Origin of the sequence: Geoglobus ahangari, from assembly GCF_001006045.1 — an archaeon.
In the GTDB taxonomy this organism is placed as follows: domain Archaea; phylum Halobacteriota; class Archaeoglobi; order Archaeoglobales; family Archaeoglobaceae; genus Geoglobus; species Geoglobus ahangari.
Genome location: NZ_CP011267.1, coordinates 1,149,494 through 1,169,583 on the forward strand (window position 1 = coordinate 1,149,494; position 20,090 = coordinate 1,169,583).

The following is a 20,090-nucleotide window of genomic DNA, read 5'->3' on the forward strand; positions in this document are numbered from 1 at the left end:
CCAAGCATTCACAAACTCTTTGCAGTTTTGAGTGCGGAGAATTGAACCGGAAGAAAAAGTGCCCGGAGCCGGATTTGAACCGGCGACTATGCGGTCTTCAGCCGTAGGGCAATATACGAGCTCCATTAATGAAATAGAGTTGAATAATGCCTCCAATAGGCATATAGAGGTGGCAAATGGTGGCAAATTGCACCAAAGATATAACAGCTACAATGAAGGAATAAAGTTTGAGGATATTGATTACGAGGATTTTGAGCTTTTCTGGACGGCAGAGAGGAAAATGAAAACCAAAAAGGAGAGAGTTAAGAGATTATACAATGTTCTCAAGAAGGTTCTGGCTGGAAAGGTGATCAATGAGGAATCGCTGAGGGAGGGATTCCACAAAACAACAAACAAAAAGGATTACGTGAATGCTGTAAGGGTTCTGCTGGAGTATCTGAAGGTGAGGAAGCTAATGCCAAGGGAGATGGTTCAGGAGATCCTTGAACAACCATTCTTAACACCAATAAGATCAAAGAGGAGAGGGATTTACCTGAAGGATGAGGAGATCAGGCAGGCTTATGAGTGGTTAAAGGAGAAGTGGAAGGATAAAGATACGGAACTATTGTTCAAACTGCTTGTATTCTCAGGGATAAGGCTTGATCATGCTCTAGATCTGCTGTATAACTTTGATCCAAGGAAGCTTGAGTTTAAGGGGAGAGTTGCAAGGTATCCATTAACCGATATTAGCAATGAGATCAAATCTGGAGAGTATGCATTCATGCCGGCAGAGTTTGCAAGGAAGCTGAGGAAGATCAAAAAGAAGCTCGATTACCAAACATGGGAGAACAGGATCAACGTTAAGAGATGGAGAGGAGATGAGAAATACAAAAAGAGCAGGGTTGATGCGAATGCCATCAGGAAATGGTTTGGGAACTTTTGCTTAGGCCATGATGTTTCTGAATCTGCAACGGAATACTTCATGGGGCATGCGATAAAGGGAATGGGAGGAAAGGCTTACTTTGATCTCAGGGATAAGCTGAGCTGGAGGGAATATGAGAAGATTGTTGATAAATTCCCAATTCCTTTCTAATTTTTTGAGAAAAACCCTCAAAAAGTTCATTTATTTCTTCCTAATAACTTCTCATACAGTCTCATTATCGGCTGGCGCATCATTATTGCCAATAATGACATTAGCACACCAAACGAAAACCCAATAAAAACATAGCAATCATTACTCAATCTTTTTCCCTCTATCTTTAGTTTGACAATTTTCCTTTCAATTTCATCAATTGAATAAACTCTCCTCCCAAATTTTTCAACGCCATACCATGTTGGTTCTATTAACTCAAATTTGTAGATTCTCTTTCCAAGTGATAAACTAATGTTATCTGAGCCATTAACCGTAGAATAGAAAACGATCCGTTCTTGGCTTCCTTTCCATGTGGTTACTTTTAAAACTCCATTTTGAACTTCTGGATCTATTGATATCGTTACGTTGTATGTTTTGGTGTAATTGGCCGTTAGATCCAGAATGGTACCGTTTTGTGATCGAGTTACAACTCTTGAAAAATGCCATCGCTCATACCAAGACTTGTTGTTAAACCACCGTTTATCCCAGTCTGAATGGTTCTTTGGATCATTCACATACCACCAGTAAATTGTTGGATCTGCCACCATCCAACTATCGTTTATCCTCACTTCAACCCATGCGTGATCTATCCCATTATCTTCGACAACTCTGACTTCAAAGCCTGCACGCTTTGCAACTTCATAGAAAAACGAAGCTAACTCTCCACAACCTCCTACTTTGTAGTAGGCAATCCACTTTGGATCATTGTTATATGGAGGCTCTGTAGGCCTAAATTTTGTACTTCCCATTAATTGAGTAAAACGCATAACCGTCGAGTGAAAAATCCGGATCTATCCCATAAACGTAATCAATATTTTCTCCTTCCCATCTTGCGATTTTCTCAAGTTTTTGAATAACATCTTTCGTGGCGTTAACTTCATTTACAAGCATTTCTATTTCAGATTCGCCTTCAGGAGCAATATGGAAGTGATACCAGAGAGAAACAAAATTGAGTAAGATTACAAAGCAAACTAAGAAAGCGAGTATAAGCGCAAGTGCAAAGGATGGAGTAAATCCCTTATTTGACGTCATTTCCTCCTACAATTACCTCGTAATCCTCCTCAGGAATCTCCCTCATCGCCTTGCCCATCAGATGCCCGCTCCACTTCTTCTTGTTGGTGATGAACCTCAGCTTGGGGATGAGAGGTTTGAACTCAACGGGCTTTTCGAAGATTTTAACGGGTTTGAGCTTGATTCTCAGCGGGAATGTTTCGTTTCCCATACCTTTTGGAGACTTGAAAATCTTGCTTGAATCTCTGAAAACCTCAGAAGCTGCCTCATAAACCGCAACAATTCTCGGCTCTTTAACCACATCTTTATCCCTTTCCTGTTTGAGATAGATGAGCAGCTTATCTCCCGGTTTCACTCTGGCAATTGTGTTCCTGTGCCTTTCAGGAACTCCCCAGATGTTTCTTTGCTTTATAACCTTCCAATTCTCTTCATTGGTTATGCAGAGCCAGTAGGCCATAAAATCACCTGAATACTTGTTATAAAAATCCCAGATATAACTGTTGCTGAAACATGGCCTGAATGCTTCATTCTTGCTACAATATGCTACAATAATGTATCAAATTGTTGCTTTTTGCATCATTTGGCGTCATATTGCTTACATAGGAATCAAATAGTATCATATTGATGCAATAAGTTATAGAATTGCTACCAATTTCAACTTTTTGTAACAAAGCTCTGACGATTTTGTTCCGAACAATTTATATATCACTTTGTATTATAACGTAACATGCTCAGGTGGGTTAGGAGGTTAGTGAGGGCCTTGCTTGGGTTGAAAATCAGAGGAGGTGGTGGAGCTGGCACACCACTACTCGTTTAGAGTTGGCAACATGAAGCTGATCTATGCGATTGAGGATTTCAAGAGCAAGGGTGGAAATCTCTCAAAGCTTGTTGTAACTCTGCTTGAGCAGTACTTCTTCGGAGATCTTGATATCAAAACAGCATCCAAGGATCTTGTTGAGTTGAGAAAGATCAAGAATGGATTGGAGGAGTGGATCAGAAAGGGCAAGGAGTATTTCTCAAAAGTTATTGAGCTTGAAGATCGCATGCTCAAAAAGGTTGAGGAAGAAGCAGCTGAACAGGAGAAGGAGCTTGTTGATGATCTGAAGAATCTGTTCAGCGAGGTAATAAACGAGGGAGTTGAATCCTTCATCAACACCGCCCAGAAAATTGGAAGAGAACCCAAGGATCTCATCTACGTGAGGCTGAACGATTGGGCAATCAGGAACAACATCAGTATTGTTGAAGCTGAAAGATTACTCTTGAAGGCAATACCTGAATTTGAATCAATTCTCCGCTGAACTTTTTTGCACATTTCTTCCAATTTTTTGTGTGTGCTTTTCACGAAAATGTATCCTGTTCCTTGTTGTGGGATTTGGTTCTGCTGTGTTATTAATTATAACACAGCTGTGCCATATAATACAGGTTAGATTGGGTTACGTTCTCTCAGGGGGTGCACACAAAACATGAATCACTTGATGGATCTCAACTCCCTCCAAACATTACATCTCTCAACTAAAACCCAGTATTTCTTCAGTTCCTTTTCAGCATTCTTGTAATCTGGATAGTAAAAGCCAACAAGATCCCAGAATGCTTTGGTGTGTTTTGGTTCAATTAAATGTGCGAGTTCGTGAACAACAATATATCCCCTCAACTTCTCTGGCAGAGCAAGCATTGCAAGGTTAAAGCTGAGATTTGCCTTTGATGAACAGCTCGCCCACTTTGTTTTCTGCATTTTTATGAAGATCCTGCCATACTTTATTCCGAGAAGCCTCGAATAGAATGAAACCGTGCTTTTCAGTTCTTCTCTGAGCATACTTACGAGTCTTCTTTTCAGACTTCTCATGCTGTAGTAATTCACAACACCCTCCTCACCGTCAAGAATCTCGAAGCTCTTATCTTTAACAAGGTGGTAGAATTTGCCGTTGAGAATTAGCAGATTCTCTTTCCCATTTATCTCATCTGCAAGCTCTTCGATTTCCTTTTTCTTTTTGTTTATCCACTCAGCATGGTAGTTAATGAAAGTATCAACATCAAAATCGGGTGGAGCTACAACTCTAACCTTTCCATTGGGCAAAACCTGAATTCTTGCATATTTCACGGGTTTTCTCTCCACTAGCACGTCCATCGCCTTCACCTAATTTTTCCAGTTTTTAGTTTTTGCTTCCTTTTCAGCCTGATTTACAAGAAAGCGAACGATCTCATTTTTTGTGGTTGTGATATCATCAAATTTTCCACTCATTTTTTCTATGAGGTATAGCAGAATACTCCTTTCAACCTCCTGCACAACCTCACTTTTCTCAAACCATCTGTGGAATGTTATCGAATCAACTCTTTCCATTATTTCCTTAACAGCATTCACAAGCTCAGTATCGTCTGTTTTATCAGTTAGGTGAGATTTGAGAAGCTTGAAAACTCTGTATTCTTTCTCATTTAGCTTGAGCCTCTCCCTTTCCTTTCTTTCCTTGTTGATAACCTCAGCAATAGATAGAAGTTCTTCGTAAAGCTCATCAATATCTCTCTTTCTTTCATTCCAGTCTCGCACGATTCTATCAACTCTCTCAACAATACTCTCATCAGAGATATCCTTGGCGTATTCTTTACTGGGAAAAGAAGATCGTAAAATTTTCTTGCACCTTTTTCTGATTTTATCCGCCTGATGAACTCATCATCTATAACAACAACCGGATAATCTTTCTTTATCTTCTGCACATCAATGGTTTCGTGGATGAATTTTAGGGCCTCTTTGTAAAACTGATCTCTTTTCTGCTCAATTTCAGCATCAAGCTGATTCTCCCTCTGCAAGTAAACATGGTAGATCTCGCTGAGAAGATCGAATTTTTCCTTGAATTCAATTTTGTCTTCAAGTAAGAGCCTGTAGAGATTCCTGATTTCAAAGTAGAGCTTTCTGAATTCGTCAATGTTGTTTGAGATAACAAGAACCGCTCTATCTATAACATCCCTGCCATAGCTCAGCTCGAAATCGAAGAAGTTGAAAGCCTGCTCTATCTTCTTCCTCAACTCCTCCTTTATCTCTTCTATGCTGTATGCCGCTCCTCTGATATCCTCATCTTCATACATTTCAAATGCCTTCTTCAGAAACTTGAAGATTCCAACATAATCTACAACCAGGCCTGCACCCTTCAGATTCTCTCCATTTTTGATGAACGGCCTGTTAGTTCTCGCTATCGCCTGCAATAATCTGTGTTCTTTTAATGGCTTATCAAGGTATAATGTTTGCAGTATTGGAGCGTCAAAACCCGTAAGGAGCATGTCCGTAACGATGAGTATTTTAGGATTCTCCTTCTTCTTGAATCTTGCTATAATTTCCTCATGAATTTCCTTCAGCTCGTTCTTTCCATATTTCTCCTTGAGCTTTTCAAGATAGTTCAGCAGTTCCTTTGAATCGTTCTGCTGGAAGGTCATCACAATCTCCGTCTCATTTTCATTCAGGAACTTGTCAAGGGCTTGCTTGTAGTATAGGCATGCGTTTCTGCTCACCGCAACAACCATAGCCTTGAAAGGCCTGACGTATTTGATGTAATGGCTGGCAATATCTCTCGCTATTCTCTCAATCCTGTTTTTATCTTCAAGAATTACCTTAACCTTGTTGAGCTTCCTCTTCAAATCCTGCTCAACCTTCTCTCTATACTCTTCCGGAATCTCTTCAAGCTTGGATGAAAGGAAGATCTCCAGATTTTCTCTATCGAGATGGACATCATCAAGCCTTGATTGATAGGCTATCTTTACTGTGAAGCCGTCATTAATCGAATCAAGTATGAAGTAGCGATCGAGGTAAGGTTCATCTGGATAGCCGAAGGCTGAATATGTATCTCTGCCCTTCTTTGCTATGGGTGTGCCTGTAAAGGCGAAAAAGCTCGCATTCTTCAGTATTCCTCTCATGCTGGCTGCAAGCTCACCATACTGAGTTCTGTGCCCCTCATCTATCAGGCAGATCACATCCTTCCTCTTCATTATGCTCCAGTGCTGTTTCTCCATCTGCTCTCTCAGCTTTGCAAGCTCTTCCTCTCTGAATTTGTGGATAAGGGTAATGAAGAAGCCACGCTTGCCGTCAGCATGGCTGAGAACTTCTTTAAGGTGATCAATGCTCTCAATCACCTCACAGCTGATTTTCAACCCCTTCAGCTCATCCAATAACTGCTTCTGCAACTCAACCCTGTCAACTATGAAGAAAATGCTCGGATTACCAAGCAGATCTCTGATTTTTACAGCTGAGAACGCCATTGTTAACGTTTTTCCAGTTCCCTGCCAGTGCCATATCAAGCCCTTATTCCTGTCGGTCAATCCCTTGGCATAGCTCACCGCTCTCTCAACAATGGCATTCACCGCCCTGTATTGCATGTATCTCGGCAGGACCTTGGTTATCTCTCCATCCTGCTCACGGTAGAATGTGAAGTACCTTACAACATCAAGCAGAATCTCAGGCTTCAGAATATCGAACTGCGGTTTCCACTCATAGACAGGAACGTTTTCAGCCCACCTGACAATCGGGAAGTAAACGAGTTTGTCAGCGAAGCTCACACCAATCTGAACATACTTGAATAGCTCTGGAACTGATTGTTCATACCTCTTTATCTGAGAGTAACCTTCCTTCCAGCTCTTCGCCATTTTCTTGCATTCAATAACTACGAGAGGAATGCCGTTAACGAACAGGGTGATATCCGGAATTACTGCATCTCTAAAGCTCACCTGTCTTGAGAAAACGAGGCTGTTGGCTTCAAGATTCTCGTAATCTATCAGCTTGATGGTTTTCAGGTTGCCCTCGGAATCCTTTATCGTTACTCCCTTCTTAATCGCATCGAGTATCTGCATTGAGCTCTCAACATCGAAGGAACGAGTTTCAAGGAAGTTCAGAACCTCTTTGATGTCCTCATTGCTCACATCGTTCAGCCTTTTCAATGCATCAACAAACTCATCTAATGCGAGAATATCGGGCTTCAGGTTTTTCTGTTTCCAGCCAAACGATTCGAGTATTTCCGAAAGATAATCTTCAGATTGAGATTTTTCTTTCCTCACTGTATTTGAGTTTACAGTTCAGGCAGATAAAATAGTTTCGAATGAGCAACCATGCTCAGAGAATTCTGCTGATCGCCTCTGAAATATTCCATACTTCTATCAAACCAGCCTTCCTGATTGAATCGAAGTGTTTGTCATTTGTAATAAGAACGGCATTTGTTTTAAGGCATGTGGCAGCATAAATTGTATCAGCAACCTCATTTTCTGGAAAATACTGCCTACACACTTTGATCTCCTCATCTGAAGGATTTACGATAATAACTCTGAGCCTCATAAACTCAAGAAAATTCTCAGCATCAAACGCCTTGGCATACCTTTCATACTCTGCAAGCAAAACGTCATTTGCCACCAGAACAAATTCCGGATTCGAGAGGAGATGCAGGACTAATTCCGTTGTTTTCGTCCAACCTTTCTTAACTGCAGCTATGAAAACGTTGGTATCAATCAGAAATTTTGTACCTCCTTCTCGCAATTCTGTTCCCTTCCTCTTCTATTTCTCTTTCCAGCTTTTCCAGATCAATTGATTTTGCTTTTTCAATAAGGTCTTCGAGCATCTTTCTAACGTCAATCCTCTTGAGTATAACTGCATTTTCGTCTACATCTGCCACCAGAAATTCCTCTCCCGGCTTTATGTTCATCTTATCTCTTATTTCCTTAGGCAGCAGAATTCTGCCCTTCTCGTCAATTTTTGCCACTGGCATTTTCCCACATTTCCCACTTAGTTTGAGAGGTTATAAATGTTTTTATGGAGTGGTTTATAACTTCAGAGGCATCCCGTTTTCTGAGCTGAGAGCAATTTTCGGGGGTCTCTCCATAATTCCATCCATTAGCGAGAAGCTCAAGAATAAATCCAATGCCGTGTGTATCCTTTTTATTATGTGTTTCCTCCCGGAAACTTCCGAGTTATTTAAACTGGTATGTCTCTTGCTACGATAGCATATTGATTCTTTTCAAGATCCCCCTCCTTTATCCAGATCGTATTCTCCAGAGGCTCTACTCAGTTTATCGAAGCCATATGTTCTCAGTTTCTCTAAGATGTATTCAAACGATTCACACACAATAGTAAAAGCGTATCTCCCATCAAGTAAATCAAGATTGAATTTATGCCTTCCATGAACAGACACACTCAAAGCACTATCGTAAATTCCAGAACGTAGTATCTTATCCAGTGTGTTATACATACTGCTCGTCAAATATCCGCTTTGTTTCAAGAGATTTATGAATGCTTTTAAGCTTCCTCTACCCTGCTGGGTGGATAAATTGATCTTGTAATTATTGGCTATTTGACTGAACAAACGCTCGATAGCATTACGAAGATCTACAAGTCCATCGTCTATTCTGCCATTTTCAATTTTGTTGTTTGCGGATTCCAGCAAGTCGCCAACATCCCCATAACCCCATCTACGTAAGATCTCTGCTGTAGGCAACCTATCAGCAACCTTTGATTTCGGCATTGGTGGCACAATTTCTATCATGTGTAAAGCTCGGGCGATTCTCTTAATGAACAGCTCATTTTCCAGCAGAATTTCATCATATACTGATGTAGGTATTCTAAGTTTGATACCCAGTTGAGAATGCTTGAAATATAATGCGGGAAAAGAAAAAATTTCCAGTTCAATGCCGTGGCGTTTGCTTTTTGGGTAGATATTCCACAAAATTAACACACGCCATGGGTTTGCATCACGAGTTCTAAGTAATACACGTTCGTATTTTGAAAACTCAGCTTTATCTTTGTTATATAAGGAAATTAACCTCTCCCTAATTGTATACTCCGTCTCGTATGGTAAACCCAGCACGAATTCAAATTCTCCATATGAATACGTGAAAAGCCTGTTTATAGCCCCTAAATCTCGTATCGTGAATCCTTTCTCTTTTAAAAAGTGCATTAAGTTGCTCTTCAAATCAGATAGCTCGTTTTTTGCTTTTTTGAGATCTTCAGAAAGTGGTACAAAATATCTTCCGTACATAACAATAGAGCTGGGAACGAGTTCAAGCATTTTCATCATACTACCTTAACCCTCCTCTTCCCGGTCAGCAAATCATTCATCAAACCCTTCTTAATCCTCTCAAGCTTTTCCCTGCGTTTCCTTTCGAGTTCGAGTTTTTTATCCACAGTTGAAAGAATTTCGGCGATTTTTTTGCTGTTCTGGGAGCGGTGGTAGAGGCAACAAAATTTGTTTGAGTATTTTGATAGACGCAAGGTTTACTTGGGTAGCACCATATGTAAATTTTCTGAGTTGCCTTTCAAGCAATCCACTTTCGAACAAGTATTTGAAAAACAGAATGTTAATTTTATTGCCATTCAACCTTATTCTAATCAACGCCTGATTGAATATCCCCCTTTGAATTCCTTCGGGTACAATTGCTATTTTGCCTATAGTGCCTGCAGAAGTCATTAAAATGTCGCCTGGTTTTATTTCATAATTCTTTAGTTCATCGAATTTCTCGTCATTAATATAGTAATCTCCAACAGTAAAATCATTCAGTATGACGTTCTTCTGTTCATACACCTTATATCCACTTTCTACAAAAAACTCTTTTTTAATCATGCTCCCCCAAGGCCCTCGTTTAATCCCATCTTCTGGCATAACAATATTTTCTACTTTGACAACCCCCCACTCCTTCGGAATTTTCCCAATCTCCGTATCCTTGAACTCAGTATGCCCAATCCCCTTCGTCAGAAGCTCATGCATCAACCCTTTCTTCAGCCTTTCAGTTTTCGCTATCGCCTCATCCGCCTTCTCTATGACCCTATCAACCGTGCTTAGAATTTCGGCGAGCGATTTTGCGCTGTTCTGGGAGGGGTGGGAGGGGGATTCTAATTCGCTTCAATTCCGTTTGATTTATTGAAGCCTGATTTACAGCTTTTTTCGCTATATTTTTGAATATTCCTCTTAATCGGTATATTTTAAGTAGGTAAAGCAAAAAACGAGGTTTAATCTCCTCTTTGTTTGGCCTTAAAAGCAAGAGATTCATCCCATGCAACAATATTTCTGGTACAGCTTCATAAATTGCTGTTTTTCCGATATGTTCAAGGCTATTAATGTGGCTGAACAAAATATCGCCAACAATTAGCTGATATTCTTTTAATTCTCCTTCTTTGAGGTTATTCACAAAACCAACTTTACTTGGATCAATTTTCTCATCTGAGATCGTCTCTATTCTCGTAATGGGATACCCATTTCCTTCTTTGTTTTGCCGATAAGTTAAACCATTCCTAATTAGCGTTAAAACGTCTCCAAGCCTTACAACCTCCCAATCCTCTGGAATTCTGCCGATTGGTGTTTCTTTGAATCCTGTTGTCAAAAATGTATCCCTCCTGCTATTTCCGGGTTATTTATTAAAGTGATTTTCTCTACCTCACAAACTCTCTCGAAATCGCTATCCAGAGATGCCAAATACTTTATTCCGTAGTATTTGCACGTTGCGAGGATTAAAGCATCATTCGGAAGGAGATTGTAATCGAGCATGAATTCCTCTGCAATTGAAACGGTTTCGGCATTCACCTCAAACATCGCAAGTGAATTAAGCATGGAAAACAGTTCCCTCATGCGGGATTTTCCAGCGTATTTCATAAACAGGTATGTAACCTCGCTAAACACAATCGGATTTATGACGAGCAACGCCTCTTTTTCCCTTAAAATCTCGATAATCTTGACTGCCGAGTCTTTCCCTTTGAGCGATTCAACAAGAACCGAGCTATCCAAGAAGATTCTGCTCATAGGCCTCTATTTTTAGCTCCTTCCAAGATTTATCTACTTTCAGCGTTCCCTTTAGCTTGCTCATCAATTCAAAGAATCTATCCCTTTCATTGAAGAACTTGGCAGTTTCCTCAACTGCTTTTCTGAATGCTCTTTCAGCATGATCGGGAACGGATACTTTAATTGTGATCTCACCCATGAGCTTAAGTTGTTTAGAGATATTATATAACTTACTCCAAACTTTCCATAAAACAAACCTCTCAATCCTCTGGAATTCTGCCGATTGGTGTTTCTTTGTGGTTATTAGGCATTCTTTATCAACCTCCACTAAAAAACACCAAAACAACTCCAATTACAAATCCAATGAGGTACGCACTTATACCAGTTATCCAATTTCCCGCAGCGGAAATTAGTGCTATAATTTCTAAAATTCCTAAAACACTGATCAGAAGTGACGCATAGAACATGTAGTCTTTACACTGGGCTGATGTTTCAGGATTTAAATTTTTAATAGCATCACAAAACATATTTCCAGCCTTTATTAGTATGTTTTCTGGATTTACATTCTCACCAGTAAGTAAATAGAAGCCAAAAAAGATTCCAGATATAAATCCAGTCGCAAAAATCGTTAATATGATTCCTGTTTTGCTCATTTCACCACCAGATACTCAAGTTCATTTAAATAGTCACTTAATTTCCCCTTCAATTTTTTCAATTTCCGTTTCAATCGATTTCAATCTCCCCACCCCTTCACAATATCAGTCTCTTTAACCGATTTTGCAACTTTCGGGTGAATCATAATCTCGTAACTCATAAGTCGAGTTCACCTTTGAGTTTCTCCCCATGAAATTCCATTCTTTTTCGTCTCTTCAACAAGCCTGTCAAGCTCCTTGGCTTTCTCCTCGCTGATCTCTTCTTCTGGAATCAATCCAGCTTCAATAAGCTCGATTTTACTGCTTAACTTTTTCAGCTCCTCTTTTTATGACTTTTAGCTCAGCATAAATAGCCTTTAAAAGCTCGGCTTCTACACCCATTGAATGTTTTTCTGTATTGAGAAAATTTAAAAGTTTGGCGAGAGGTCGAAATTGCTATCTGCAAAACTCATGCCGGTAAGGTTCCATTTTCAACTCATTCCACGATTTACTTTACCTTCAGCGATCTTTTCAGTTTATCATAGATTAAAGAATCACTTAGTTTAGAGCCTTTTCACTATCTTCTTGGTTTTGAAATCACATTGGAGTTTGATCACTATATAGGGGTACGTCTAATAATGAGATGCCTGCAGGTTTGTTTTTGGCATAATGTTTAACAATTCTTTGAGTATCACCATCTAAATAATCCCACAAATCAAGCTTTTCCAGAGTATATGAGACTAATTGAAAAAATAGCCAATGAAATCGATAATCCCAGCGGTAGTAGAATGGAAAATGGAGAAATTCATTCCGCAATTTAGTAAATAGATCCAGTATCTCTTGAATTTCACAAAGTTTGATTTTGTTATCCTCTTTTTCAGAGAGTATCTTTTTAAACTCGTTTTTTATGCTTCCCAATGTTCTTCTTGATTTTTCACGTGAAAGGATTATATTGGGACCCTCGAAAAAACAAACTATTTTTACGAACCCCTCAAAAAGAACCGATAACAACAAGATGCTGTGGATGTCATCAGGAACTACAATTGTGCCCAACGAATCAACATAACGGCGCAATAAAATACCCCACTGCGTAAAAAATGATGAAACCAATTCTTCTCTACCATTCTCTTTACTCAAAAGTTCCTTTATCTTTGTTTCGCCGTGTTCATCCATAAAACTTCTTATTTCTTCTACACTCTTTTTCAACTTAGAGCAATCACTCATTTTTATCACTTATAGCCCAGTTCAGAAAGATAATTGCCAATTCTCTCTTCAATCTCTTCGATCTCTTTCTCAATAGTCTTTAACTCCACCCACTCCTTCGCAACATCAATCTCCTCAATCTCCTCCTGTGGAAACACGTAAAGCGTAACGTTCAGGTTGTAGTCGTTCTCCCTAATTTCATCTAAACTAACAACCCTGCAAAAACCATCTCCATCCCTGAACTCATTGTAAGTATTCACAATTTTCTCTATATGCTGTTCTCCAAGCCTGTTCAGCTCTCTAACCTCTGGATGCTTCTCGAATTCGTTGGATGCGTTTATGAACAGAATTTTGCCCTTTCTATCCTCTGGCTTCTGTTTGTTGAAGATTATAATCGCTCCCGGAGCGCCAGTGTTGTAGAAGAGCTTTTCTGGCAGTAAAATTACGCATTCAATCAGATCATCCTCGATTATAGCCTTTCTGATCTGCTTCTCCTTTCCACCTCTGAAAAGGCATCCGTTATCTATTACAACGCCAACTTTCCTCTTTGCCGAGGCAAGCATGTGCTGAATCCATGCCCAATCAGCAGATTGCTTTGATGTAAAACCATACTTGAAACGTTCATCGTAGAATTCTGCCTTCTTTAATTCTTCCTCTCCATATCCATCCTGATTCCATGGAGGGTTGGCTATGACAATATCAAACTTCCTGAACGTTTCTCCTTCCTTGAATCTCGGATTCTTCAGCGTATCTCCAACTTCGAGTTTGATATCCTTTATTCCGTGAACTATTGCGTTCATCTTCGCTATTGCGTAAGTTGTTGGATTAACTTCCTGCCCGTAAAGGAAGAGCTTCTTTGCCTCTTCCTCGCCATACTTCCGCTTAACATAATCGTATGCCCTGATAAGCATCCTCGCATAGCCCGCTGCAGGATCATAAATGCTATCCATTGGTTTCGGATCAACAATCCTGACGATCAGATCCACTACCTCGGAGGGCGTGAAAACTTCACCTTCCTTGGCTTTCTGTGGTGCGAAATAGCCAATCAACCATTCATAAGCATCACCGAGGATGCTATCACTCGCTCTTCCAAGATTAGCCCGCTGAAAAGCTCAAAAAGCTGAACAAGAATGTCAAAATTATCTCTGTGCCTCGTAAACTCAAGAAAATCAAGCCTATCAACTACTCCCTGCAATTCGGGATTTTTCTCAGCAAGAAGTTTCAACGCCTCAGAAAGTCTTACAGGCAGCTCGTTAATGTTCTTTCTCAACTCTTCCCATGTGTATCTCTCAGGATATTCAAACCTGTGGAAGGATCTATCCTTTGCAAAGTTTTCAGCCTCTTCTTTGCTTAACCCCTTCTCAAGCAGAGTTTTCAGAGCTTCGTTGTATTCTCTTTTCCACTCATCACTGAGCCTTTTCAGAAAAAGGAGAACGAGAATGTATTTGTAATCAACCCTCGTTCTTATCAGATCAGCTGCCTGCTTGCATGCTCTTATCAGCTCATCTCTTGTGGTTTCAATCTCAATGTAATCAGCAAGAGTCATTACAATAAATGAATTCAGCCTGCATATTTTATTTTTCTGGAAAGTGTTTGATCGCTGTTGATCCCATGTTGATCTGCTCAATCAACGTTGATTCAATGTTGATTGATTGCTGATCAACCACATTGATTTTGCTAATCAACATGTTGATTGAATGTTGATTCGCTAATCAACAGCTGTTGATTGATCAGTTGATCCTGCTGATTTGAGAATCAACATGGTGTTGATATTGTTGATTGATTGCTGATCAACAGTTGATTGTGGTTGATTCTCTGTTGAATTCCTGCTGATCACTCTCCATTTATAGTCATGCCAAACTCGAAATTATGTGTGTTCATTTTCTTGTGTGTGCATCCGCCACTTGTGAGAGGTAGAGCTTTATTGCCTTGGATAATTCCTCACCGAGATACTTCCAGAGACAGCCGTATTTGGATAAAACGTAATTCTTGAAAGCCAGCCATTCATCTTCATTCACGTGAACGCTGATTTTTACTGGTTTATCCATTGGATCACCTCTCCAGAAATCGCATAAAACCGTGAAAAATGCAGAATTCTTCCATTTTGCATGAAATTTATGCACCTTTCTTCCATGGAAGAAACCTTTCTTCCTTTCTTCCATTCTGCATAAAATGGATGAATGTTGGAATGAAATTCATGCACCTTTCTTCCAAAGTGCATGAAAAGAAGCCCTCTCCTGCCTTCTTTTGTGATCACTTGATACTCTTTCGTGGAGGGTGCACACACATGAATTTGTGCATGCAAAAATTTCGTGAATCATGGTTGTAATCTTTCCTGTGTGCAATCTGAATAAATTTAGTTTTTGCTACAAAAAATTTATATATCTGTTATGCTATATTTATCACTATGACGTCCATGGACGTTCATGAACGTCCAGATAGAATAAACTCCGAGAAAAGCCCGGATTTTGAGAAAAAAGGAAGGAGAAAGCTCAGAATGACAATCTGGTTTTCTAAGGAGAACTATATATTTCTGAAAGAAAACTATGGAGGTAGGATTTCTGAGATAATGGATGCCTTTGCAACCTTTTTGAGAACAGGAAACGTTCTAGAGATTTCAGTTTTGAGAATTGGAATGCCCGGAGCCGGATTTGAACCGGCGACTATGCGGTCTTCAGCCGCACGCTCTCCCAAGCTGAGCTACCCGGGCTCAGTGTGAGATACTATGGCTCAGGATATTTTTAGTTTTTGGTCGAAAACAAGAGTTATTAAGCAGGAGATCTTAGCCTAATCGGGGCTGGGCCCGTAGGGTAGTGGATATCCCAGAGGCCTTCGGAGCCTCTAACCCGGGTTCGAATCCCGGCGGGCCCGCTGCTAAGATATGCTGACTGATATCAGCGATGCCCCGGCTACAGTCAGAACCGAGCCGACAAACGTTCTGATTCCAACAAGCTCGTCGCTTTTCAAGAAAATGTAGGCGAGCGTGGTGGTCACAATCGGGTACAGGTTGGAGAGGGGCACGGCTATTACGAGCGGGATTGCGCTGAGGGAGTAGAAGTAGGCAATGTTTCCGGCTGCCAGGCTCATGGCGGAGAGGAAGATGTACCTGTTGATCGAGATCTCGAGCCTTCCTGTAGCTGCAGAAAATGCTGCGAGAGACAGAAATCCTGACAGCGACGCTATGAAGACGCTCACAAACACGCTTTCCAGCATCCCCACCTTTATCAGCAGGGACGCGAGCCCGTAGAATATTCCGCTTGACGTCGAAATGATAAGCTCTCTTCTGTCTATCCTTTCGGTTGTGAACGTGTAGAGGCCGAGGATCATCAGCAGCGTTCCAGACAGCGTGTAGAGTCCCATGTCCTCGGAGAGCAGGAAGTATCCGAACAATGCTGAGAAAAGAATCCTCGTGGATGTGGCAGAGAACGCCCTCGATGAGCCCACCTCCGTCACAGACCTGTATGTTATGACTCTCGCGACAAAGTACGAGAAAAAGCCGGCGAGGAATAGATACGCGAGTTTTACCGGATCGGTAGCGGTTCTGTGAAGATCTCCGAAAGAGAAAGCGAATGTGATGGCAGACACGACCAGCATTATGGTCATCGTGGATGAAACGACATCCTTTCCTCTGAGCCCAACTCTCAGGAGCACGCCGTTCGTTCCCCAGAAAACTGACGCGAGCAGTGCATAGATTATGCCGTTCACCGATGGTATTTGCACTGAGGGTAGAAAATTGTTTGTGTGGACTGGGCCATTACTCATTTTTAGGTTGTGGGCTGCTGAAAGTTATCTGAAACCAAGCGCGTGTATCTGGAAAGCAGCCCAACAATGATTTTCCACAGGAAGTCAAATTGGTCTCATCTCAAAAAGACAAACAAATGGTGTGGGGCACTTAACACACTGAGCTCTGGTAGTATTTTAAATATAGCTGGGATTTATTATTCTTAAACTGAGTAAATTAAACTTGTTTTATGGTAAAAACTATCTGATTTTCCAGACGAATAAAAATTCACGTAGTTAATGGATTGAATTTGCGAATTCCCACGTCCCCTAACTCTGCAATTAGGCTCCCTCTCCCAAAACTCCCAAGTATCTCTCCTGAGAAAGCCTTTCAAAAATTGGCTGCTCTTTAAATACTCACGCCCAAAATTGCATGCAACCAATCACCCCTGAAAAAAGCGGGTGGGAAAAAGGTTATAAATGGGCAAAGGAGAAATTTGAACATCGGAATCTCATAGGGAGAACGGAAACCACGAGAGACCCGAATATATGCGTCGTTGGGATATGAATCTCATAGGGAGAACGGAAACACATCCTCGTAAGCAGAAGTCCGTAGTATATCATGTGCTCCGAATCTCATAGGGAGAACGGAAACTTAACAACATCTGTCATCTCTTTCACCTCGCAAAGAATCTCATAGGGAGAACGGAAACAAAATCCACTCTGTCTGCACGCACTATCGTTTCCCTAAGAATCTCATAGGGAGAACGGAAACGTAATAGCACATGTGTATCTTTTTGTGTTCTCACCAAGAATCTCATAGGGAGAACGGAAACTTATTATGTCCGGGTCTTCAAGCATTTCAACTGGTTCAAGAATCTCATAGGGAGAACGGAAACGCTGATGGCCACGGACATTTACTCGTTAGTGAGAGCACGGAATCTCATAGGGAGAACGGAAACCCCACGTAGCTCCACTTATTGTTCCATTATTACCATTTCCGGAATCTCATAGGGAGAACGGAAATTTTCCAGCGAACGCCTCATAATCCTTTTTGGCCAGCCTTAGGATCTCATAAGGAGAACGAACACCCCCCAACTTCTCGAAAATTATCGCAGAAAGAGTCAGAATGTGGGCATTGACGTGAGAAAGGGGGAAATGCCTCTCCTGTCGAAGGCAGGTCGGAATTGTGTGGTTGTGGGTTGATGTTTACGAAAGGGTGGGAAAATTATCGGAGTGTAAACTCCGGAAATTTTATCAAATCTGTCTGGAATATGCAGAAAGGAGGTTTTTAGGATGAAGGTGGCGGTTATAGCACCACTTGGAATGAGCCCTCCGGTGATTACGGCTTTTGTGCACCACATACGGGATGTGAGGGACTTGGTCGTCATAACTACGGCTGATGACAGGGTTAAGCAGGGATTTGAGCTTGTGAAAGTTGCTATGAAGGTCAAATATCCGAAAACAAGGGTTCATGAAGTTGAAGTTCCCTTCGAGGACATCACCACTGAGGAGCAAAACTTTGAATTCATGAGGATTGCGGGAAGGACGATAAAGAGGCAGAAAGAAAAATTTGGCTCTGATGTGGTGTATCTGAATGTTGCTGGCGGAAGGAAGAACATGTGCATAACTCTCTCGATTCTTGGCCAGTTTCTGAATGTTGATGGGGTTTTTCACGTTGTGTCTCCCAACGTTAAAATCGTAAACGAGATGCTTGAGAATCTGAGGCACGATATTGAGAGACTCTATCTTGCAGAGAGTGATGAAGAGAGGCTGAGAATTTACGAGGAGAAGGCCAGATACTTCAACGCTTTGATGTTTCCCGAGGATTATCAGGTTGTTAGGATCCCGACAGTTCCCGTTCCCGGGGACTACATGCAGAGGATTTTGGATGTGATCTACAATGACAGGCTCGACACTTTGACTTACTCTGAAAGGGAGTTGCTCTTGAGACATGGGTTGATTGAGAAATTCGGAAATAGGTATCGCGTCTCTGACTTTGGAAAGAGGTTTGCAGAGGTGCTGGTTGGGTGACGACCATTTTTCAGGTGATTGGACGACCTGAATTCTATCAGGAGAATGAGTTTACAATCGGAGAAAAAACGTACAAGACCTGTCTGTGCTCGAACGCTCTCAGAGAACATCTTAACAGTTTGGACGAGGATACAGATCTCACGATTTTTGTTCCTGAAAGCATACTCTTGGGTGAGAGTCTCGAAAGCTTTCAGAAAAAGCTTGGTGATATTGGAGTGACGGACTTTGAGGCGGCAGTCATTCCGTCTGTGGGCAGGTATATGTATGGTGGAAGAGAGATCGAGTTCAGGGGGAACGTTGAGGCCATAACAACCGCGATGTTCGTTTACCTTCTGAAAAAGAAGCCAGACAGTCTAATAATTGATCTGTCTACTGGGTTTAACATATACCCTGTCAGCTTGCTTGAGGCAACGAAGAGATACCTGACCTTTAGGAAAATGGAGAGAATTTTGCAGGGTATGGATGTGGTACGCGCAAGGACGACGTTCTCGCCACCAATATCAAGAGATGTGCAGAGGTATAACGTGGAAATCCAGCCTATAGACGTCAAAGCCTTCTTTGCACTTCCCAAAGCGGACATAGACAAAATTGTCAGGGAATGCCCGGGAAATCTAAGAAAAAAGCTCGCTGAAATAAACAGGGAAAATTCAGGGATTAAGAAAGTGTTCAGACGTCTTTATGAGGAACTTACAGTGGCTTACAATGCGTTAAGGTTGAATGTGCCCCTTGCCTTTTACGAACTCCTGAAGATGGATATTTCGACGGATACTATGGAAAAAGGAGTTTTGGAGTTTGTAGAGAAGTTTTTAGAGCCAGTAAAGTCAGAGAGTGGAGTTGAGAGATTTCCCTTAGATGGTGTCAACATCTCTAACATCTTTTACGCTATAGCCATGTTCAGGAGTTTGAAAGAGTTTAAAAATTCGCTAGGCGAACCGGAAGTTGGTGAAATACTCGAGAAATTCTCAGGGATTTACAGAAACAAGAATCTCGGAGTTGGTGTAAATGAGTACTTTTTGCAAAGGGACATTGAGGAGATTGTTAGTTATTCTGATAAGCTCAGGGAAGGAGAAGAAGAGATATTGGGAATTCTGAAACACGGAAAGGAATTTTGTAGAAGTAAGGTGGAGAAAAGGAACTTTTTTGCTCATAGTGGTTTTCTGCAGGAATTTACTGTCGTGAAAAAGGAGAATGGCAGGGTGAAAGTGGGGTGGCTGGAGGACAGGCTGAAGGAAGTTAAAAGCTGGATTCTCAATCCTGAGAAAAATTAGATTCAGAAGACATCTGGTTTTTATTGAAAAATATTTGCCAACAACTAAGATTCTCAAAATAAAACCATGCGGGGGGAGGGATTTGAACCCTCGGACCCCTTCGGGACAGGGTCTTAAGCCCTGCGCCTTTTCCTGGCTCGGCAACCCCCGCCCGAGATATCGGTAATATAGTCACCAACTCACCCGGTTCTTCGAACAGGACAGATATAAGGACTCTATCAACGAAATCACTCATGTTATTGGTTTTCTGGCGTAAGGCTTCGATGACTTCTTGACTTAGAGTGAAGGTTATACGAGGTCTATTTCGGTTGGCGTCGCTTCTTCTCTGTTTTCTGATTTGTGTCATGACACGTATTGACTTATCGTCACGCATAGT

At 41.2% G+C, this 20,090-nt stretch carries 21 protein-coding genes, 3 tRNA genes, 1 pseudogene and 1 CRISPR repeat array; of the genes and pseudogenes, 5 read left to right on the forward strand and 20 right to left on the reverse strand.

Annotated elements, in window-relative coordinates:
* Positions 1-31: 31 nt before the first annotated feature.
* Positions 32-1,072, forward strand: coding sequence for an integrase (locus GAH_RS06725; RefSeq protein ID WP_156967412.1), 1,041 nt, complete (start codon positions 32-34; stop codon positions 1,070-1,072).
* 26 nt (positions 1,073-1,098) lie between these two features.
* Here GAH_RS06725 and GAH_RS06730 read toward each other — a convergent pair whose 3' ends face one another.
* From GAH_RS06730 to GAH_RS06740, 3 genes are read right to left on the reverse strand one after another with little or no spacing between them, the layout of a single operon-like run.
* On the reverse strand, positions 1,099-1,860 hold the full coding sequence (locus tag GAH_RS06730) for a transglutaminase domain-containing protein (RefSeq protein WP_048095545.1): 762 nt from the start codon (positions 1,858-1,860) through the stop codon (positions 1,099-1,101).
* Positions 1,841-2,143, reverse strand: coding sequence for a hypothetical protein (locus GAH_RS10720; protein ID WP_048095546.1), 303 nt, complete (start codon positions 2,141-2,143; stop codon positions 1,841-1,843). The genes GAH_RS06730 and GAH_RS10720 overlap by 20 nt, the downstream gene beginning before the upstream one ends.
* Positions 2,130-2,579 carry an EVE domain-containing protein gene (locus GAH_RS06740; protein ID WP_048095547.1) on the reverse strand — a complete coding sequence of 150 codons (450 nt, stop codon included), beginning with the start codon at positions 2,577-2,579 and terminating at the stop codon, positions 2,130-2,132. The genes GAH_RS10720 and GAH_RS06740 overlap by 14 nt, the downstream gene beginning before the upstream one ends.
* Before the next feature lie 331 nt (positions 2,580-2,910).
* Between GAH_RS06740 and GAH_RS06745 the strand changes: the two genes are divergently transcribed.
* Positions 2,911-3,420 carry a hypothetical protein gene (locus tag GAH_RS06745; RefSeq protein ID WP_156967413.1) on the forward strand — a complete coding sequence of 170 codons (510 nt, stop codon included), beginning with the start codon at positions 2,911-2,913 and terminating at the stop codon, positions 3,418-3,420.
* A 170-nt stretch (positions 3,421-3,590) separates the two neighbouring features.
* Here GAH_RS06745 and GAH_RS06750 read toward each other — a convergent pair whose 3' ends face one another.
* The 15 genes and pseudogenes from GAH_RS06750 to GAH_RS06815 all read right to left on the reverse strand — a co-directional run bounded on the left by GAH_RS06750 (position 3,591) and on the right by GAH_RS06815 (position 15,402).
* The gene (locus GAH_RS06750; protein ID WP_048095551.1) at positions 3,591-4,247 is read right to left on the reverse strand and encodes a M48 family metallopeptidase; all 657 of its coding nucleotides are present in this window, start codon (positions 4,245-4,247) and stop codon (positions 3,591-3,593) included.
* A 9-nt stretch (positions 4,248-4,256) separates the two neighbouring features.
* Complete coding sequence (locus GAH_RS10945) at positions 4,257-4,664, reverse strand: hypothetical protein (RefSeq protein WP_245603992.1); 408 nt, start codon at positions 4,662-4,664, stop codon at positions 4,257-4,259.
* Positions 4,553-7,156, reverse strand: coding sequence for a type I restriction endonuclease subunit R (locus GAH_RS06755; protein WP_245603993.1), 2,604 nt, complete (start codon positions 7,154-7,156; stop codon positions 4,553-4,555). Before GAH_RS06755 ends, GAH_RS10945 begins: the two co-directional genes overlap by 112 nt.
* Positions 7,157-7,211: 55 nt before the next feature.
* A complete protein-coding gene (locus GAH_RS06760; RefSeq protein WP_048095553.1) occupies positions 7,212-7,628 on the reverse strand; it encodes a PIN domain-containing protein in 417 nt (138 codons plus the stop codon).
* A complete protein-coding gene (locus tag GAH_RS06765; protein WP_048095555.1) occupies positions 7,597-7,857 on the reverse strand; it encodes an AbrB/MazE/SpoVT family DNA-binding domain-containing protein in 261 nt (86 codons plus the stop codon). The genes GAH_RS06760 and GAH_RS06765 overlap by 32 nt, the downstream gene beginning before the upstream one ends.
* 249 nt (positions 7,858-8,106) lie before the next feature.
* Entirely contained in the window at positions 8,107-9,162 is a 1,056-nt protein-coding gene (locus GAH_RS06775; protein ID WP_156967414.1) for a hypothetical protein, read from the reverse strand.
* A gap of 99 nt (positions 9,163-9,261) precedes the next feature.
* Positions 9,262-9,849: a restriction endonuclease subunit S gene (locus GAH_RS10400; RefSeq protein ID WP_052747799.1), complete on the reverse strand. Its 588-nt coding sequence runs from the start codon at positions 9,847-9,849 to the stop codon at positions 9,262-9,264.
* A 61-nt stretch (positions 9,850-9,910) separates the two neighbouring features.
* On the reverse strand, positions 9,911-10,462 hold the full coding sequence (locus tag GAH_RS10405; RefSeq protein ID WP_052747800.1) for a restriction endonuclease subunit S: 552 nt from the start codon (positions 10,460-10,462) through the stop codon (positions 9,911-9,913).
* Positions 10,459-10,878, reverse strand: a complete 420-nt coding sequence (locus GAH_RS06785) for a type II toxin-antitoxin system VapC family toxin (protein ID WP_048095560.1) — start codon at positions 10,876-10,878, stop codon at positions 10,459-10,461. Before GAH_RS06785 ends, GAH_RS10405 begins: the two co-directional genes overlap by 4 nt.
* Complete coding sequence (locus tag GAH_RS10950; RefSeq protein ID WP_245603994.1) at positions 10,856-11,185, reverse strand: hypothetical protein; 330 nt, start codon at positions 11,183-11,185, stop codon at positions 10,856-10,858. Before GAH_RS10950 ends, GAH_RS06785 begins: the two co-directional genes overlap by 23 nt.
* A complete protein-coding gene (locus GAH_RS06795) occupies positions 11,175-11,510 on the reverse strand; it encodes a hypothetical protein (protein WP_048095562.1) in 336 nt (111 codons plus the stop codon). The genes GAH_RS10950 and GAH_RS06795 overlap by 11 nt, the downstream gene beginning before the upstream one ends.
* A 576-nt stretch (positions 11,511-12,086) precedes the next feature.
* A complete protein-coding gene (locus GAH_RS06800; RefSeq protein ID WP_156967415.1) occupies positions 12,087-12,662 on the reverse strand; it encodes a hypothetical protein in 576 nt (191 codons plus the stop codon).
* Positions 12,663-12,718: 56 nt separating this feature from the next.
* Positions 12,719-14,238: pseudogene (locus GAH_RS06805) on the reverse strand (class I SAM-dependent DNA methyltransferase).
* Between the two features lie 331 nt (positions 14,239-14,569).
* Entirely contained in the window at positions 14,570-14,854 is a 285-nt protein-coding gene (locus tag GAH_RS06810) for a hypothetical protein (protein ID WP_048095565.1), read from the reverse strand.
* A 474-nt stretch (positions 14,855-15,328) separates the two neighbouring features.
* Positions 15,329-15,402: transfer RNA gene (locus GAH_RS06815), tRNA-Phe, on the reverse strand.
* Positions 15,403-15,491: 89 nt separating this feature from the next.
* Here GAH_RS06815 and GAH_RS06820 point away from each other — a divergent pair.
* Positions 15,492-15,563, forward strand: a tRNA-Arg gene (locus tag GAH_RS06820).
* 3 nt (positions 15,564-15,566) lie between these two features.
* Here GAH_RS06820 and GAH_RS06825 read toward each other — a convergent pair.
* Complete coding sequence (locus tag GAH_RS06825; protein WP_048095567.1) at positions 15,567-16,397, reverse strand: DMT family transporter; 831 nt, start codon at positions 16,395-16,397, stop codon at positions 15,567-15,569.
* Positions 16,398-16,919: 522 nt separating this feature from the next.
* Positions 16,920-17,503: a CRISPR direct-repeat array (repeat unit 24 nt; unit sequence GAATCTCATAGGGAGAACGGAAAC).
* 205 nt (positions 17,504-17,708) lie between these two features.
* Between GAH_RS06825 and GAH_RS06830 the strand changes: the two genes are divergently transcribed.
* Positions 17,709-18,446, forward strand: coding sequence for a CRISPR-associated protein Csx14 (locus GAH_RS06830; RefSeq protein ID WP_048095569.1), 738 nt, complete (start codon positions 17,709-17,711; stop codon positions 18,444-18,446).
* The gene (locus tag GAH_RS06835; protein WP_048095571.1) at positions 18,443-19,714 is read left to right on the forward strand and encodes a TM1812 family CRISPR-associated protein; all 1,272 of its coding nucleotides are present in this window, start codon (positions 18,443-18,445) and stop codon (positions 19,712-19,714) included. Before GAH_RS06830 ends, GAH_RS06835 begins: the two co-directional genes overlap by 4 nt.
* 67 nt (positions 19,715-19,781) lie before the next feature.
* Here GAH_RS06835 and GAH_RS06840 read toward each other — a convergent pair.
* Positions 19,782-19,865, reverse strand: a tRNA-Leu gene (locus GAH_RS06840).
* Positions 19,866-20,090: the final 225 nt, after the last annotated feature.

What these genes read in the sequence shown, in the direction of transcription:
- GAH_RS06800 (WP_156967415.1), bottom strand. Translation starts at nt 12,662, where the DNA reads ATGGATGAACACGGCGAAACAAAGATAAAGGAACTTTTGAGTAAAGAG.
- GAH_RS06740 (WP_048095547.1), bottom strand. Translation starts at nt 2,579, where the DNA reads ATGGCCTACTGGCTCTGCATAACCAATGAAGAGAATTGGAAGGTTATA.
- GAH_RS06730 (WP_048095545.1), bottom strand. Translation starts at nt 1,860, where the DNA reads ATGGGAAGTACAAAATTTAGGCCTACAGAGCCTCCATATAACAATGAT.
- GAH_RS10720 (WP_048095546.1), bottom strand. Translation starts at nt 2,143, where the DNA reads ATGACGTCAAATAAGGGATTTACTCCATCCTTTGCACTTGCGCTTATA.
- GAH_RS06765 (WP_048095555.1), bottom strand. Translation starts at nt 7,857, where the DNA reads ATGCCAGTGGCAAAAATTGACGAGAAGGGCAGAATTCTGCTGCCTAAG.
- GAH_RS06775 (WP_156967414.1), bottom strand. Translation starts at nt 9,162, where the DNA reads ATGATGAAAATGCTTGAACTCGTTCCCAGCTCTATTGTTATGTACGGA.
- GAH_RS10400 (WP_052747799.1), bottom strand. Translation starts at nt 9,849, where the DNA reads ATGCATGAGCTTCTGACGAAGGGGATTGGGCATACTGAGTTCAAGGAT.
- GAH_RS06810 (WP_048095565.1), bottom strand. Translation starts at nt 14,854, where the DNA reads ATGGAAGAAAGGAAGAAAGGTTTCTTCCATGGAAGAAAGGTGCATAAA.
- GAH_RS06750 (WP_048095551.1), bottom strand. Translation starts at nt 4,247, where the DNA reads ATGGACGTGCTAGTGGAGAGAAAACCCGTGAAATATGCAAGAATTCAG.
- GAH_RS06830 (WP_048095569.1), top strand. Translation starts at nt 17,709, where the DNA reads ATGAAGGTGGCGGTTATAGCACCACTTGGAATGAGCCCTCCGGTGATT.
- GAH_RS06795 (WP_048095562.1), bottom strand. Translation starts at nt 11,510, where the DNA reads ATGAGCAAAACAGGAATCATATTAACGATTTTTGCGACTGGATTTATA.
- GAH_RS06785 (WP_048095560.1), bottom strand. Translation starts at nt 10,878, where the DNA reads ATGAGCAGAATCTTCTTGGATAGCTCGGTTCTTGTTGAATCGCTCAAA.